At 65.7% G+C, this 15451-nt stretch carries 11 protein-coding genes and 1 pseudogene; 6 read left to right on the top strand and 6 right to left on the bottom strand.

What is annotated here, in order from left to right:
- Nucleotides 1–1435 precede the first annotated feature (1435 nt).
- Nucleotides 1436–3091, top strand: coding sequence for a DNRLRE domain-containing protein (locus tag Q0858_RS15840; RefSeq protein WP_299056395.1), 1656 nt, complete (start codon nt 1436–1438; stop codon nt 3089–3091).
- Nucleotides 3092–3098: 7 nt separating this feature from the next.
- Nucleotides 3099–3596: a hypothetical protein gene (locus tag Q0858_RS15835; RefSeq protein ID WP_299056393.1), complete on the top strand. Its 498-nt coding sequence runs from the start codon at nt 3099–3101 to the stop codon at nt 3594–3596.
- 695 nt (nt 3597–4291) lie between these two features.
- Here Q0858_RS15835 and Q0858_RS15830 read toward each other — a convergent pair.
- The 3 genes from Q0858_RS15830 to Q0858_RS15820 form a co-directional block, all read right to left on the bottom strand.
- Entirely contained in the window at nt 4292–4744 is a 453-nt protein-coding gene (locus Q0858_RS15830; RefSeq protein WP_299056390.1) for a hypothetical protein, read from the bottom strand.
- Nucleotides 4741–5205 (bottom strand): hypothetical protein, encoded by a 465-nt coding sequence (locus tag Q0858_RS15825; RefSeq protein WP_299056387.1) that lies wholly within the window; start codon nt 5203–5205, stop codon nt 4741–4743. Before Q0858_RS15825 ends, Q0858_RS15830 begins: the two co-directional genes overlap by 4 nt.
- Nucleotides 5206–5285: 80 nt before the next feature.
- Entirely contained in the window at nt 5286–5486 is a 201-nt protein-coding gene (locus Q0858_RS15820) for a hypothetical protein (protein WP_299056384.1), read from the bottom strand.
- Between the two features lie 939 nt (nt 5487–6425).
- Between Q0858_RS15820 and Q0858_RS15815 the strand changes: the two genes are divergently transcribed.
- Nucleotides 6426–9683, top strand: coding sequence for a helix-turn-helix domain-containing protein (locus Q0858_RS15815; protein ID WP_299056381.1), 3258 nt, complete (start codon nt 6426–6428; stop codon nt 9681–9683).
- On the opposite strand, the pseudogene dgt reads toward Q0858_RS15815, so the two are convergent.
- The 3 genes and pseudogenes from dgt to Q0858_RS15800 all read right to left on the bottom strand — a co-directional run.
- Nucleotides 9608–11023 (bottom strand): annotated as a pseudogene (gene dgt / locus Q0858_RS15810) (dGTP triphosphohydrolase); the annotation flags it as partial. The gene Q0858_RS15815 and the pseudogene dgt sit on opposite strands and share 76 nt — an antisense overlap.
- A 103-nt stretch (nt 11024–11126) precedes the next feature.
- A complete protein-coding gene (locus tag Q0858_RS15805) occupies nt 11127–11267 on the bottom strand; it encodes a hypothetical protein (protein ID WP_299056378.1) in 141 nt (46 codons plus the stop codon).
- Between the two features lie 170 nt (nt 11268–11437).
- The gene (locus Q0858_RS15800) at nt 11438–12007 is read right to left on the bottom strand and encodes a hypothetical protein (protein ID WP_299056375.1); all 570 of its coding nucleotides are present in this window, start codon (nt 12005–12007) and stop codon (nt 11438–11440) included.
- 1180 nt (nt 12008–13187) lie between these two features.
- Here Q0858_RS15800 and Q0858_RS15795 point away from each other — a divergent pair.
- Genes Q0858_RS15795 through Q0858_RS15785 form a run of 3 tightly spaced genes read left to right on the top strand, consistent with a single transcriptional unit; the run spans nt 13188 to nt 15450 of the window.
- A complete protein-coding gene (locus Q0858_RS15795; protein ID WP_299056372.1) occupies nt 13188–13358 on the top strand; it encodes a hypothetical protein in 171 nt (56 codons plus the stop codon).
- Nucleotides 13359–13396: 38 nt separating this feature from the next.
- A complete protein-coding gene (locus Q0858_RS15790) occupies nt 13397–14839 on the top strand; it encodes a hypothetical protein (protein ID WP_299056369.1) in 1443 nt (480 codons plus the stop codon).
- Nucleotides 14836–15450 carry a sigma-70 family RNA polymerase sigma factor gene (locus Q0858_RS15785; protein ID WP_299056366.1) on the top strand — a complete coding sequence of 205 codons (615 nt, stop codon included), beginning with the start codon at nt 14836–14838 and terminating at the stop codon, nt 15448–15450. The genes Q0858_RS15790 and Q0858_RS15785 overlap by 4 nt, the downstream gene beginning before the upstream one ends.
- The last annotated feature ends 1 nt before the right edge of the window (nt 15451 follow it).

Here is a 15451-nt window from a genome sequence, read left to right as displayed (position 1 = left end):
GACGCTGTTGCGGTGAGTCCGGTGTCCCGTCCGAACCCGCGGGGGAACGCTTGCGGGGGGACACTCGCGGGTCCGAACTGAATTCATCCGGCGCTGTGAAACCGGTTGCGGGTGGGCGGTAAGAGGTCTTCGGACAGGACCCCGCGGTTGTATTGGGGTGATCGACCGGCGTAGCAAGGGGTGCACAGAGGTGGTTACGGGTGGCCTGCGACCGTGGTCAGAACTGCTGGTCGGGGCTGCAAGGTAGCCCCCTGACCTGCGGTAATGGCGTCCGAGGGTCCTCGGATTGAGCCCCCAGTTGCCAAAGCTCGGTAGCGACACCAAACCGCCGCGTCCAACGCCTAGTGAACTCGGCCACGAGATCTTGTCGGCGACAAGCGCGGCTCAGTGGGGACGCCCTAGGCATTCGACGAGACGGTGAGATGCCGACCACCATCGACACCGCTGTGCCCGGTGTCGCGGGAGCGTCGGCGGACGCCGGTTCGGCTAGCCGCGGGCACGCCGTGCCAGGTTCCCGGCACGGCGATCAGGGCGTCACGGGAGCCGCAACTGCCATCATGGATCGCATGGGTAGGAGGCTGACCGACGAGCAGACCGGGGAGACGACCCACCGCATCCGCGACGACGGCCGTATCGTCGACGCAACGACTGGTCGGACCACTCACCGGGTCCGCGATGGCCACCGGCTGGCCAATCAGAATACGGCAAGACCACGCACCGCATCAGGGACTGACCGCGGCGGCGGGCCCCGGGTCCGAGAAGCCCGCGTCTTAGCGCGGGTGAGCCGGCTGCGGGTGACCGGCAGGGGGACAGGGGATGTGCCCGACGGGCGCCGACCCCTAAGCGGGGCCTGACGCCGAGTGCGCACACTGAGCGTGTCGGTCAAGCCACGAGCAGCAGCACGGGGTTGTCGCCCAGGCTGGGGCCGAACCGGCCCCCACAGGACGCTTCGTGTGGTGTCACCGTCAAGGCAACATAGCGAATCGACCGATCGCCGAGACCAGGATGCCGGCGAGGTCCCATGCAACGGGTCGCGCCTTCTCGCAGTCCATGGTGACGCTGAGGAGGCGGGTTCTGCGACCGGTCTCCACTTCGTCTGCGACCCGTCCCAGCACGACAGTTGGAGTCCAGCCCGGTTTGGCATTACTCAACCTTTCCGCAAGAAGCCAACCACCTCGTCGACACGGCGGCCGCCGGGTGACACATTCAGCCCTGCCGTGCCGCAGGTGCGCTGGCCTAACCGCGGTTCGGCCATTCTTCTCACTTCGGGAATCCCATGTCGCGCGGTACTGCTGTAATGCCCGTCGCCCTGTCAGTGCTGTTTCTCGGAGCAAGCCTCGTTGGCGCGGTATCCCCCGCCAACCTCGCGATAGCGTCGAGCGGCCCAAGCGCCACCAGTGATTCACAACAGGTCCGAATTTATGCTTCACCGATAATGTTCGAGGACCCGGCTGGCGCACCCGCTCAGATCGACTCGCGGCTAGTGACCAGCTCGCAGTCAGACGTTGCTGCCCAGAACGCGGCGAACTCTTTCGTTCTGGAGGTCCCGCAAGATCCCTCGTTGACGCCAGTCGTTCTTGAGGACAAAGCCACGGGGGCGTGGGTTTCGTCAAAGATGAACGGCCTGCGAGGCGCGCCCACGATAAGCGGAAGTAGGGCGTCTTTTGCCAACGTGCAAGACGCCGACAAGATGCTTCTCACGTCACATTCGACGGGCGTCAAAGAGGACATCGTCCTGAACGACGCGCCCGCCCCCGACGACCCACTCGAGTTCACGTACGAGATCGACGCAAGCCCTGACCTAGACGCGCGGCAGTCTGCAGCCGGTGTGGAGTTCTTCGAGCGTGACAGTGGCGACGTGCTTTTCCGGATGCCCATCGGCGTCTCGACTGATGCCTCCGGTCTCGACTCCTCAGCTGTCGACGTCGACTTGACCGCTGCGGACACTGGATGGCTAGTGACCGCCAGGCCCGACAACCAGTGGTTGCAGGATCCAGCGCGGCAATTCCCGGTCAAGATCGACCCGTCGTTGGAGGCAGCGACAATCTTGGACTGCACGCTGCACAAGGTCGACCCTGATCTGGTGTCCTGTGGAAACGCCACCCGCTACATGCGAGTGGGAACCACCTCCGCCGGAGCCACCACGCGCAGTGTGACGCGGTTCGACGTCAACTCCATTCCATACAACGCAACAATCGAATCAGCTTCGGTAGCGCTCTACCTCGACAGTAGCCAAACCGCGGGCACAAGCACTTCGGCAAGCTATGGCCTCTTCAATCCCATGACTCGGTTCGACACCTCGGCCTCGTGGAACAAGGCGCGCGCAGGATCGACTTGGACTGGGGGCAGCCCAAGCGCTGCTCTCAGTGACGCACTCACTATGGGGGGCTTGAACTCGGGATACAAGCGTTTCAGTAACGCGGGGCCGGCCGTTCAGGATTGGGTCGACGGGTCCTCCACCAACCGCGGGTTTGTCTTTAAGCAAACGACTGAAGACCAGAACCAAAAACTTGGGTTCTACAGCTCTTCGACTCTGAACTCTGCATCAGTTCGACCGTACCTAGACGTGGTCTATAACTTGGAGAACGCGGGGGAGGCCCCTACGCCCGAGCCTGGCGGCCCCGTGGGAGAGCCGGCGACGCCCGGCTCCGAAGGAGGGGGGAACGAAACGTCCACGCCGGGCTACGCCGAGGATGTGCCGCCAGATTATGAGGCCAAAGTCTGCGTCATCGGCATTGGCGGCGATTGTGACCGGACGTACACCAATAAGTACGGCAACAAGGTCATTGTCTTCGACGAAGTCTTCGACTACGTCAGGGACAAGCACGGGCTGAGCAGAACGGCTGTGCGCTACGTCATCGAAGAAGCTGTTTTCGACAACAGCATTCATGTCAGCACCGCCACCCGCCGGGGCTATAGGATGCCTATCCGTAGAATGGAATGCGACCCCCGGTGTCATGACGCTGGTGTCCAGGTGAATGTGATTGCGGTCGTGGAATGGGCGGGACATGGCCCTGACAAGGGAGAGCTCGTCACGATGTACTGCAAGGGATACAGTGGCAAGTGCCCGAAGTGGATCCGGGCCATCTAATTGTCGCGTGGGCGGAAGTGACCAGGTGCCAGTCTTGCCTGTTTGGGTGAATGTCGATCCATGGATGATCGAGAGTGGTCAGGTCGCAGGGCTCTCGCTGGGTGCGCGCTACCAATTCGCTCTCGAGTTGTCGGCGGTGGATCTGAATGCCCAATGCACTCAAAGTTTCAAGGCCGATGGCGTTTGGCAACCAGCCAAGTCCGTGGAGGTCGCTTCGCTCTCGGAGGAGGCATTGATTGTGAAGGTCGATGCTGCTCTCGCTTTTTCCGGCCATCCCGGGATCTGGCGGCATCCATCAACATCGATTCAGGACTGCTCGGTCAAGCTTGCTGCGGACGCCTATGTGGGCAGATCAGGAAGGCCAGCCTGGTTCCCAACTGAGCTCATTAGGACTTGGGAGGTTACGGACATGCGGGTCGTACATGACGCGGCATGGCAGAGTCGCCAGCAGCTCGAATCTGATGACGAGTGCAGCCAAATTGCGGTGGAGGTGCGCGGAGTCTGAGGCGGCCTTGCGGGTCGGCGCCATCAGAGTGGACCCGCACTCGGTAGGGGCAGCCAGGCTCGCACCGCCACGGCGGTTCGGCTGCCATGGGCCAATCCGCGTCGCCGGCACCCGTCGCATTGTCCTCCGACCCCCACTGTTGTCCAGAGAAGCCCGGAGCCACCCGCCCGCCACCCGCCACCTGTCGGTGGCGTGGCCCGACGCAGAGGAAGGCACACCGGGATCGAACCCCCGCCGTGGCCGCAGTCACTGAACTGACTTTCAACGAATTTCATGATGAAGTAGATGATTCGTCGGTGGCGCGACAATCTTCATGGTCCTCGGACTCGTACAGATTGCTCGCGGCAAATGCGGGGGCGGTTAATGGGCTGCATGATCCATCTGCGAGCGATTAGGGGTATTGCGTTGCCAACTCCGCAAGTCCCTCGGGCGTTAGGGTGACGACGAGGAAGCGCGTCGGGCTCTCTGTGAACGGTTGGTCCGCCATGCGTCGATTTCTCATCAACCGAGATAGTCCGCCCAGCCTCCGCAGATTCTGCACCCCTCAGTACGGCAACCCGTCCTTCGGCAAGTTCTGCATCACGGACCAGTTAGGCGAAACTTCAGCAACAAGACTGGCCGCTGTTGGTGACTGCCACGAAAGTCCACCTTTGCTTCCGTGGTCTCGCCCCCAGCGTGATCTGAAAGGAGTGAGGCTAGCTGCCTCCGGTCATGCTGGCTGCCCGCTCGACGAACGCCCGCGCCGCTACGACCACCTCGGCGTGTTCCCGCCTGATCCAGTACTGGCCGCCGTGGAACATCGCCGGCATCCGCTCCTCCCGGATCTGCCACTGCACCCACTTAACGGTGAGCCCGGCCATCGCTGCGACGGTGGCGGTGTCGAGCCAGACGTGGTCGTAGTCGGGCGGGTTGCCGTGCTGCTCGCGACGCCGCTCCCGCTCGGCGCGCTCGGCTGCGCGCTCGACGAGCCAGGCGCGAGCTCGGTCGAGCGAGTCGAGGTGGATCGAGGCGTGGGCCTTCACCCGGCGTGACCCGTCATCCGGCGGAGGAGTCTGCTCGAGCACGCCGTGACGCAGGAGGGTGCGGACGGTGGCCTCGCCTACGCCGAGGCGCCGGGCGGCCTCTCGGTAGGTGATGGGGCCCGTCATTCCAGATCTGCAGCCAGCGCGATGCTCAGGTATCGCGCCTCGGGCGCATTGATCGTCCAGTTCCCGCCCGAGACGATCGGATCCGGCTTGAAGCCGTAGTCGCGCATGAAGTCCTGCATGAGGCGGATCTGCTCGTCCTTGTCGGCTTCGTCGGCGAAGACGGCGAAGACGTCCTTGCCCGAGCAGGATCCTGACTCGCTCGCGAGTTGGACGTCGTCAGTCTGGCGCCAACGCTTGCAGGTGTAGCCAGCGTCTACGGCTGCATCGCGCAGTTCCTCGACCGAGGAGAACTGGGACTCTCCCCGCGCCACTTCTTCATTGGCGCTCTCGCTTGGCTCGCTCGGTTGCGTGGGCGACGGGCTGCCTGCGGCGGCCTGATCTGAGCCGGCCGGGTTGTCGCTGTTGCTCGTGCAACCCGCGACGATCAGCAGCGCGAACAGTGTCCCGACCGTGCGTCCCATTGCATCCCCCATGAAGTCGAGACGACAGCCTAGTTTACGGTGCGCTACTGCTCGGAGAGTCGGCGAGGGCCCGACCGCGGTTAGCGCAACTGCCGCATGGACTTCCGATGCGCAGCCCAACGCGCGTAGAACAGCAGGAAGCAGCCGGTCACAAGCGCGATGACATTGAAACCGTCCCGGTCAATGATCCCTGCCGTGACAGCCAGTGCCACGACGCCCAAGGCGGCAAGCACGCCGCTGCGATCGATCCGGTCGAGGTCTCGCCACCTGTTGATCCTCACGACGCTGGTGTCCGGGGAGTGCCTAGATGGTCGTGAAGCCTTGTCTCCCGGTGGTACTCGCGGCCGTTCTCCACCTCAAGTTCAAGGGGTGGGCTGGTCACCCAGTCCATGCGGGCAACGAGCAGGTGACGTCCGGGCTGCAGCTCGGTCGAAGCTGAACCCAGAGCGGGCACTTCAAGAAGGTGCCGACCGTCCTCGAGAATCTTCATGCTCCGCGGGCGGCCGCCAACGGGTCGAGGCGGCTATCGTATTCCTGCACCGTATCGCCTACTGACGATGCAGCAGGGCGCGCGAGGTCCGCGCTTCCGGAGGTCAGAAGGACCTCAGGCCCGTCGATCAGCGTCGTCGACATCCGAGTTTCAGCGCACAGTCCGCTCCCGCGCCGCGCTCGCGGCATGCACCATCTAGGCCCCACCGTGACCGCTGCCAGCGACGACAGCCGATGACGGCGAGGCGCAGTTCGGGCCTATGCCACCCGAGCCGAACTCGACTCGATCCTTTGGGGCGGGTCCTCGGCGCCTATGAGGCCAGTCGTGGCTGGCACGTTGCCTAGCCCACCGCGGCGGTGCCGCGCCCTGGTCCTCAGCGTGCGCGGGGCCGCGCGGGCCGCCGACCGCCGGACCGGCAATTTTTGGCTGGGCCTTCTTACGACGGGGGGTGCCAGACCGGCTCGGACGCCTCCGGTTAACGCCAGGTTGAGACGAGGTGAGCCAGCCGGCCAGGAGCGCGTCGTCATCACCCACAGTCACCCCGAATCTGATTCGCAGACTGTCGGTGAAGACGTTCCATCAGCAGGCCGCACACCTTCACTCTGACGTCGAGGCGACCACCCCGACGCGCGCCGGCAGAGAAGACCAGGTCCGGTGCCCACAAGAGGCCAGTAGGAGAACGCCCGCGATGCACACGAGAGATCGGTTCGACTTCTGGTCCAACACGGTCATGACCATTCCCGTCCTGCCCCCGGCCATCAGCCCGTCAGCGAACGACGGGCTCATAACGTCATGGAAGGCGGAACGGCCGCTCCTCCTGGTCGGGCGCTACAGCAGCTCGTCGTCACGCCTGGGTTGCCGCAAGGCGGTCCTCGATCTGCAGGGTGCCGCCAGGGACCTGAACTCTCGATACGGCTTGGACGTACGGCCGTGTCTGCCCGACCCGGAGCGGATGGTGGAGCTCCTCTTCACCTCGCCGTACCGGGTCTGGTCGACCACCAGCGAGGGTGACCGTTTCCTGAACCAGTTCCTCGTCCTCGACTTCCGACCGGAGATCCCCCTGGTCGTCTCCCTCTCGGCGGGATCGGCCCGCAAGGTGGACGAGGGCTTCGACCAGCCCCATGCCGTGCACCTGCGCAACGGGCTCACAAGCGGGGTGCCGTTCGCTGGGTTCTTCGCGAAACGCTTCGACCGGCTGGTGCGCTCGATGTGGGAGACGGGCAAGCTGCTCAACTCGCTGCGGACCCTCAACGCCAGGTACGGCTCCTACTGGGCGGCCGACGGCGACGGCGGAGAGTGGTCGATCGACAAGACCGTCGACCTGCTGTACGCGATGCGTGGCAACGCGGCACTGGTCGAAGCCGAGAACATCCAACGCAAGCGCTCGGACCGCCTGGTCGAGCTGACCGGTGACGTCATGGAAGGGGGGCGCGTCCGCTATCCGTTGGCGTCCGGCCTCCCGCCCGGGCTGATGCGCTACCGGATGCGGAACGAAGGCATCTCCTACCTGTCGCTGGACTCCCCTGCCTTCTACCCCGCCGTGAACGACGCCTCGGACCTGCCCAATGTGCGGGACGACCAGGGGGACTTGGTGGACCAAGTGGCGACCGTTCAGTGGCTCCTGTCGCAGTGGGGTCGGCCCGGATGGACGCACACGAGACTCGCTCGTGAACTGATCTCGCGTCGATACAGCACGGAGGCGTTGCGTCAGCATCGACACAACCCCGGCGCCTTCTACGGGTCGCCGGACGGATCCTTCAGCGACCTCATGAGCGGCCCCGCGAACAAGGGTGACCACGACGCCCGGTCCGCACAGCTGGCCAATCGGCACGAGGCTCTGGCGATGCTGTCGACGTTCGCCGACAACCTCGAGCTGTACGAGACGGGGGTGCTGCGACGGACCGTCGGCGGCAAGGCGATCGCCATCGCGAACGTGTTCCCACCCGGTGGTGCGTGGGCGACCGCCGAGGACTTCCAGAGGATCCACAACTTCGAGAACGCCCGTCGGGAGCGTGCGAACCGTCGGAGCCGGTGGTCGTTCTCCGGGCTAGCGGTCGAACTGGACGGAGTCCCGCACTCACTTGCCGCGCGTGTGGCTCCACGGGTCAGGCGCGAACCGCGCGGCGCGCACGCCTTCCCGGTCCGATCGTCCGCCGCCACCGCAGGTGCAACCTCCGATGGTCAATCGGAGACAGGTATCCGCGCCGGCAGCGGCCATGCTCCCGAGGTGAACTGGGGCTTCAACTCGATCGACGTCGACACGGATGTCGCTGCGAGTGTCGATGCCGATCTTGATGCGCAATCCGGGTCGCGACGCGGCACCGGGAACTACACCCGGCTGCGGGCTGACGGAGTGGTCTGGCGTCAGGTTCCGCCCATCCCCGACCGGCTCCTGGTCGCGTCGATGATCCGGGCGCTCGTCGACTCCGACGGTCAACCGCTGCGAGCGTTCGTCGAATCGACCAGGAGCGACGGCGATGGGGACGGCGTCAGTCCCGACGAGGCCTCTTTGCAGACGATGCGGGCCGAGTTAGCCGACTTGGAACGAGTGCAAGCCCAGCAGGGAGATCTGCTGATTGCTCGGGACGTGAACGACCAGCCTGTGCTCGCGGCCGCCCTCCACGCTCACGCCACCGCTCAGTTCGAGTCGCGCGCCCTTCGAATCCAGCATCTCAGTCTCGATGTGCAGCGACGGGCCGACATGGTCGCCCTCAGCCAGACGGCTGCCGCGCCGGGTGTCTCGGCGGCCCAACTGACGGCCATGGTCAACGGCCTGCGCGATCCCCGGGCCAGCGAGGTGCGCGACCTGGTCCACGCCTCGATCCGGAACCTGCGAGTCACGACCCGGGTCGAGGTCGGCGATCGGGGCCTCAAGGGCATGGCGGTGCGGTTCGACGGCGACCTCGTCGTCCGCTACGACGACGAGTCGTGGTCGGTGCCGTTCGGTGACGACTACCGCGTCGGCGCGGTCTTCGAGCGTGAGGCCAGGGCACTCCTCGCGCTTGCGCGACTACGCCGTGGCGAGCCCCGTCGTGGTGTCCAGCGGGGCCGGTTGATGGCGGCCACGCAGGCTGCTGCGGACCTGTTCGACCTCGCTCCCGCGCAGTTCGCGATCTCGAACTGCGACGACGGGCCCCTGCTGAAGGTCGGCATGGCCGCGCTGTTTCCGAGGCCGGGGCGCGGGGAGCCGGATGGGGACGTGCCACATCTGGACGACCTTGCCGAGGACCCGGACCTCGTCGCCGACTTCGGGGACGTCCGGGCGTTGGCCGAAAGCATCCGACGTGGCTATGACGGGGTGAGCGAGCAGCGGTGGCTACTGCAGGGAGCCGGACGCTCCGAGGTCGCCGCCATCTTGGACTGCTGGCGTGACCCTTCACCGCAGCGGTCGGGAAACAAGTATGAGAACTTCGGGCGGATAGTGCGCGGACGGTGCCTCGAGGACCGGTGGGAGCTGCGGCGTGGCCACCGTCCCACTCTCTCGCCCTGCCCTCACTGTGGCTCGCGGCTGGCTGCGCGGATGCGGATTCGCGAGGTCGACGGTTATCTCTGCCTTGAGTGCCGCCGCGACCGTGGCGGGGTGCAGTGGCCGTCCCGCTTCGACCGCTACGTCTCCCACCCCAGCCTGTACACCGCAGCGGGTGTGACTCTCGACGTCCCAGACGGCTTCACCGGCGCCGCCCGCGAGATGGTCTCGGACCTGACCTCGCCGATCGTGCCCCGTCGATACCGTGTGGTCAGCACACCTGGCTCTCCGCCCAAGACGCGACCCGGCGAGGCCTGGGGACATGGGTCCGGGGGCGGCGGGGCGCCGTCGGCCGACTTCGAGGCCAGCGTGGTCGCGGCTTACGCGTCCGGCGAAGAACCGGTCATGGAGATCGCTCGCCGTCACGGCATCAGTGTGGGGACGGTCTACACGATCTGTCGCCGGGCGGGAGTCGGGCCACGCCGCCGGAGCAGCGGACCCGGAGCCGCGGACCAGGAGTAGCGGACCCGGAGCAGCGGAGGGCATCGACCCAGGCTGGCGCATCGATGCGGCCGCGCCGGGCCCGCCCGGTCACACGATGGTGTCAAGCACCGAGCCCAGGGCGGCGCCTCGTAGGCGGCTGTGCAGCCGCAGCACCTCGTCTCCGTCATGGAGCACAGTCCGTCTACCACGATCCTGGCGCGCAGGGCGGGGGCGGACGTGCCGCTATCCTTGAGCGCCTGCAGATCGGCTCGGGTGCGAGTGGGCAGGATCGTAGCGTCGGCGCTCTTGTCGGCGGAGTCGGCAGCGTTGCCGAAGATCTCGAAGAGGTCGCGGATGACGCGCTTCTGTCCGTGCTGCTGCCCGGCTAGAGCGGGGCGCTCGATGACGTAGCGCCAAGTCAGGAGCTTGAGCACGTCGACCTCGAGTCGGGCACCTGGCTCGATCCGGACACGCCACGCCCCCTCCTCATACTTCATCGTCGTGGCTTTGACGTATCGCGAGATGAGGGTGCTGGTGAAGAGGCGAAGACGGATGCGCTGTTCGCGCCCTCCGTCGTAGGGGTCGGCGATGCCGAAGAAGGTCGGGAACGCGCGGAGAGCTGCCCCGATCTCGGCCGGGTCGGCGTCGCGCTGCTGCGCGACCCATCGTCGCTGGACCCAGTCGGCGAAGTCGTCGCGCACGGCTTGGTCGCGGTGCAGACGCTCTGCCGGGATGAGACCGGCTCTGAAGAGGTCCTCGAGGTCGTGGACGGCGTAGGTGATGTCGTCGGCCCAGCCCATGACCTCGGCTTCAAGACTCTTCTCGGTCCCCACCGCGCAAGGATCAGACCCCCCGCGGGCGAAGTTGAAGTCATCCACCTCGGTGTCGTATGCGGCCCACTTCGACTTCGCAACCGCCGGTAGGGCCGTCTGGAGCCACGGGTACTTCAGGATGCCGTTCAGGGTCGCTCGGGTGAGGTCGAGGCCTCCGTAGTCGAGGTTCGCGGGGGCCACCTTGGTCACGATCCTGAAGGACTGAGCGTTCCCTTCGAAGGTGTCGTACCCGTTGTGCTCCATCAGCCGCTGCAGCTCGACCTCCGCCACGTGGCCGAACGGCGGGTGCCCGATGTCGTGGGCATGGGCTGCCGCTTCTGTGGCGTCCGGGTTGAGCGGCGCAGCCGGCAGCGAGTCGTCGTCGCGCCTCTGCGCCTCAACGCTCGCCAGCAGCTTCTCCGCCAGTCTGCGAGCAACTTGGGCGACCTTGATGGTGTGCGTCAGCCTGTTGTGGAAGACATGCCCCTCGAGGGCCGAGACCACCTGAGTGACCCCGGCCAGGCGTCGGTAGGCGGACGTGTAGATGATGCGGTAGCGGTCTCGTTGGAACTGATCCTGTTGTCTTCAGCCACCGGCTTGTGACGCCGGTCGGCACGGTGCCCCGACACCGCTAGGCGGGCTGAGCGGTCCGCCTGCGGACTCGGAAAGATCAGTCGACGTCTACGTCGCCTCGCTGGACGGCGTAGGCAACCGCGGTCGACTTCGCGGTCGAGTCCACCCCTTCGGCGGCCAACCGTCGAGCCACCTCGTCGCTGGGCAGCGAACCGTCGTCCTCATCGAGCATCTTCACGATCCGAGCCACTGCGTCCTGCACCGACTTTGACTTCCCCTCCGACTGGTCTGCCCGACGGTTCCGTGGAGCGAAACGGCCCACGGTCCGAATGTCGCCGCCCCGGGGCAGCGACCACGTGCCCAGCGCGTGATGTCGTCACGCGACGGGGCGTCACCGGGCGAGCGACGTCACGCCGCGGGCATGCGCAGGTGGTCCCTGACCTGCGGCACGTCCAGCCGCTCGTTCGTCAGGAGCCCGTACGCCAGGGCGTCGATGTCCGGCCAGCCCGCGAACATGCTGGGCATCATCGACGCGACCCACTGCGCGTCCTCGAGCCGGGCGATGGCCTGCTCGTCGCCGCCGCGCCGGCAGCAGCAGAAGCCCCTCATCGACTTGATGGAGTCGACCACGAAGTCGGGGTCGACGTCGTAAAGCAGGTCGACCAGCACCACCGTCTCGTCCGCTGGCAGATCCTCGTACACCCGCCAGTCGTCGGCCTCGATCAGCAGGCCCTGCGCGAAGAAGCCCGCGGCAGAGATCCACGCCGTTGCCTCGACTGTGGATGCGACGAGGGGGGTGCCGTCGTGGACGGCGGACGCCGTCGTGAGCACGGCGTCCTCGCGCGACGCGGCCCAGACGTGGCCCGCCTCATGGTAGGCGTGAGCGCGGGTCTCTGCTGCCGCATGAGCCCTCAGGGATCGCATGTCCCACAGTCGGTGGACTGGGAGCAGCGCGAGCCTCTCCGGTGACGTCGGCATCTGTTCTTCCTTCCTTCGGCCCGGTGTCTCCGAGCGTCCGAAGGTCCTATGCCACGGGGGCGCTGCCAGCGGACGACCAGAAGTCGCTGCGGCGAGTCCCGCGACGCCTCATACCGCGCTCCCAAAGAGGGGGGCGGATGGACATCAACGCGGCGCTCGCGTCCCGCCGAAGCAGGGTGGCGCCGCGCTTGAAGCGGTGCGGTCCGTCATTGCCCACCTTGTCTGCTCATGCCTCGGATGCTCGGCCCTTCGCGGCGACCGGACCGCCTGCCCAGCCGGCGATCGAGGAGATAGACGCTGGTCCTCAGTGTTCCCCGCGTGGTGTCGGCCATCTGGTCCCAGGCCCCGGAGGCCCCGTGTCCCGATCCAGTCCGTAACCGGTCAGCGGTTCGACGACGCTGCACACCGGCAGCCGCCGCCGGCGCAGGCGTAATCGTCGGGGACGGCTGCGGTCTCTTGACCCCCGGCGGGCCGACTGTCGGCGCGCCGAGCCGCAGGTCTAGCGCGGGGCGTCCAGGGAGACGTGGACGGTGCCGTCCCGGTCGCGGCTCACCCTCAGCACGGGTGGCCGACTGCCTCCTCTCGCCGATGTCGGTCCCAGTTCACAAGAGTCAGAGGCCACGTCCCCCGACGTAGCGCTCTGGGCGGATTCGGCGTGTTCCTCAGCAATCTTCATGACCGTCCCTATGCCGTCACCCGACCGCTGGCGACGCCACCCGTCCAACCGGTGTTTCGACGGACTCGACGTGTCCCGACCCGTCTGCCGCGGGGTGGTCGGAGAGCGTCGGGGCCTGGGCGGCCAGTCTTGAAGGGTCCTGCGACTCGGGGCGACTCGAAACGCCATTAGACGAGCGTCTTTGGGCCGCGTCCAGGAGGGACTCGGTCCGGGCACCGTCTGAGGGAGGTAGGTGCGGAGTTGGGCGGCACGCCCTGCCGGCTGATCCCTGGTCGGCCCCGGGTAGACGGCCTCGGGTGCACTGCCGTGCAACAGTCGGCCGGATCGCGCAACCTGTTCGCATGACGAGGTGGTCTGACCTGTGCAAAACTCGTATCACGTGAAGCGCGTTATCCACAGATACCGGTGGTTATCCACAGGCTTGTCACGCCCCGTCAAACTAGGTGTAGCGGCCCGGCAGGGCCCGTAGCACGAGGAGGGGTTGTGGCCTGGAAGAAGCGAACCGTGAACTCGACGGGAACGTCGCACATCAAGGAGGTTCCCCTCGTCGGGAAGCTGAACTTCGCCGACTCCGTTCCTCTGATCGTCCCCGGCCCCGACGACCAGTACGCCAAGTCACTGGACCAACTGGAGCAGTTCCACCGCGAGTCGGAGCGGCTGCGTGACTTCGCCTAGACTCGCTTTCCAGTCCCGGCCAGCGTCGCTAGCCCCGCGTGCCTGAGCCCGGAGACGCCAACCCGAACAGCCACCCCGACGTTGCCGCTCGAGTATCGGGCTGGCTCGATCTACAGACGGACGGCTGGATTGGCGCGCTGGTCGGCACCTATGCCGACCCTCGCGGTGCTCGGGTGCTCGAGGGTGTGCTGTCTCAGGCCCTGCGGTTAGGTGCAAGGTCGGCCATCCGTGAGCGCAACTACATAGACCGTGACTATCGAAGCGAGTACAGCGCCTTCTACAGTGCCGCCTTCCGACAGACGCCCTCAGTTGCGACGAGGCTGCACTTCTTCTCCGAACCAATTCCCAGTCAAGTCGCGGACGGCGTCGAGCCGGCTACCTTAGACAGTCTCGATCTCACGTACCTCGGTTACGTCGTCATTCGGCCTATCCGAGCGGCCCCGGTCGGCCGGTCCATGCTAGCTGTGCCTGAGACCCACCAGCGCGCCTTGACCTGTATCGCTCGAGAGACGATTAACCTGTTTGGCAGGGACTTCGAGGTCTCAGGTTTTCCCTTCATTGCCCAAGACGCGCACTTCGGAGTGTGTGCCCACGCTGACGTGTGGATGGTTGGCTACTACAGCTATCTCCGGCACAGAGACGCACCGCGTGTGACTCCGGCTCAGCTAGCGGTGGGCAGCCATCAACAACGGGCACGTCCCATTGTGGAAGCGGGGGTTCACCTCCCCGAGATGCGCGAGATGCTTTACTCCGTCGGGTTCTTGCCGACCACCTACAACTTCAAGTCGGACCGAGGCAGGCACCGTCCCCACGAGATAGCGGTGCGCTATCTGGATAGTGGTATTCCGATCATCTTGGCCCACGGCGGTCACGTCGTCACCGCCATCGGTTACCGGCGTACCACCGGTCTGGTGCCCAGGATCGAACTATTGGTGCACGACGACGAACGGGGCCCGTACCTGCAGATCGGTGACGCCGGCATCAGGTACGGCGCGTGGGAGGCGATGGTCGTCCCGCTTCCTCCAAAGGTATGGATCCGAGCAGATGCCGCAGAGATGCGTGCGAAACAGGCAGCCAGCCTGCAGCTTGCGACTACGGGAGCCGGCAGGCACCTGAACTCGGCGATTGCGGCCCGCCAGTTCCATTGGCGCACGGTCTGCGTCGAGTCCAACGAATTCAAATCCACCCTGCAAACCCGTGGAGCCAGCGCTGCTGTGGCCGTCCACTACCAGCGAATGTCAATGCCGCGTTGGATATGGCTGGTCGAACTGATCGACAGCGCCGCAGCTGACCACGAGGCCGTCGTGGGCGAGGTGCTGTGGGACGCAACGAATCATCACCGGGGCGGCGACGTGCTCGCATGGCGTCTCGCCGACCAGTTCCGAATTCATGAACCATGGGAGGACGGTCGGACCGTCCCCGTGAACGTTGACCCCGCTTCAAGAATGTTGCCAATGCGTCCGAAAGGTAGGACGTGGTGAACGAACTTGACCGCCTCATCAACGCCGTACGCCAGGGAGACCCCACAGCGGGTGCGCTCGTCGTGTCGATATACGGCCGGCGGTTGATGCATTACGTCCGTTCGATAACCCCAACGCTCAGTGAAGTCGACTGTGAGCTCCTCGCGGAACGCACGATCGAAGCGGCACTAGCGAACATCGACCGCTATGACGAAGAGATCTCGAGTTTCGACACCTGGGTTCGCGGATTCGTTCGCCTCAAATTGCTGGAGCATTATCGAGGCAGACTTGGAATGATCGAGATCAACGACCCCGATGAACTCCACTGGTCGCGGGTATCGCAATTGACCTCAGGGCCCAGTGATGACAGCGACAAATTGTTGAGCGCGGTGTCGGCGGCGTTGCGCCGCCTCCCGGCAACCGATCAGTTGATCATCAGTCTCCGCGACATAAACGGGCTGCCATACCAAGCGATCGCCGAGGAGCTGAATGTGTCAGTCGTTGCTTGCCGACAGCGTCACAAGCGAGCCATCGAAACGTTGCGGCGGGAACTCGGCGACGGACCAGCGCAAGAAGTGACGTGGCCAGAACCCGGCCCAGGTCAGACCACCACGGACCCATACTCCTCATAGG

This window comes from uncultured Nocardioides sp., from assembly GCF_947489365.1.
Lineage (GTDB): Bacteria > Actinomycetota > Actinomycetes > Propionibacteriales > Nocardioidaceae > Nocardioides.
The sequence above is the reverse complement of the archived record's forward strand: the minus strand, read 5'-3'. Positions and strand labels throughout refer to the sequence as shown.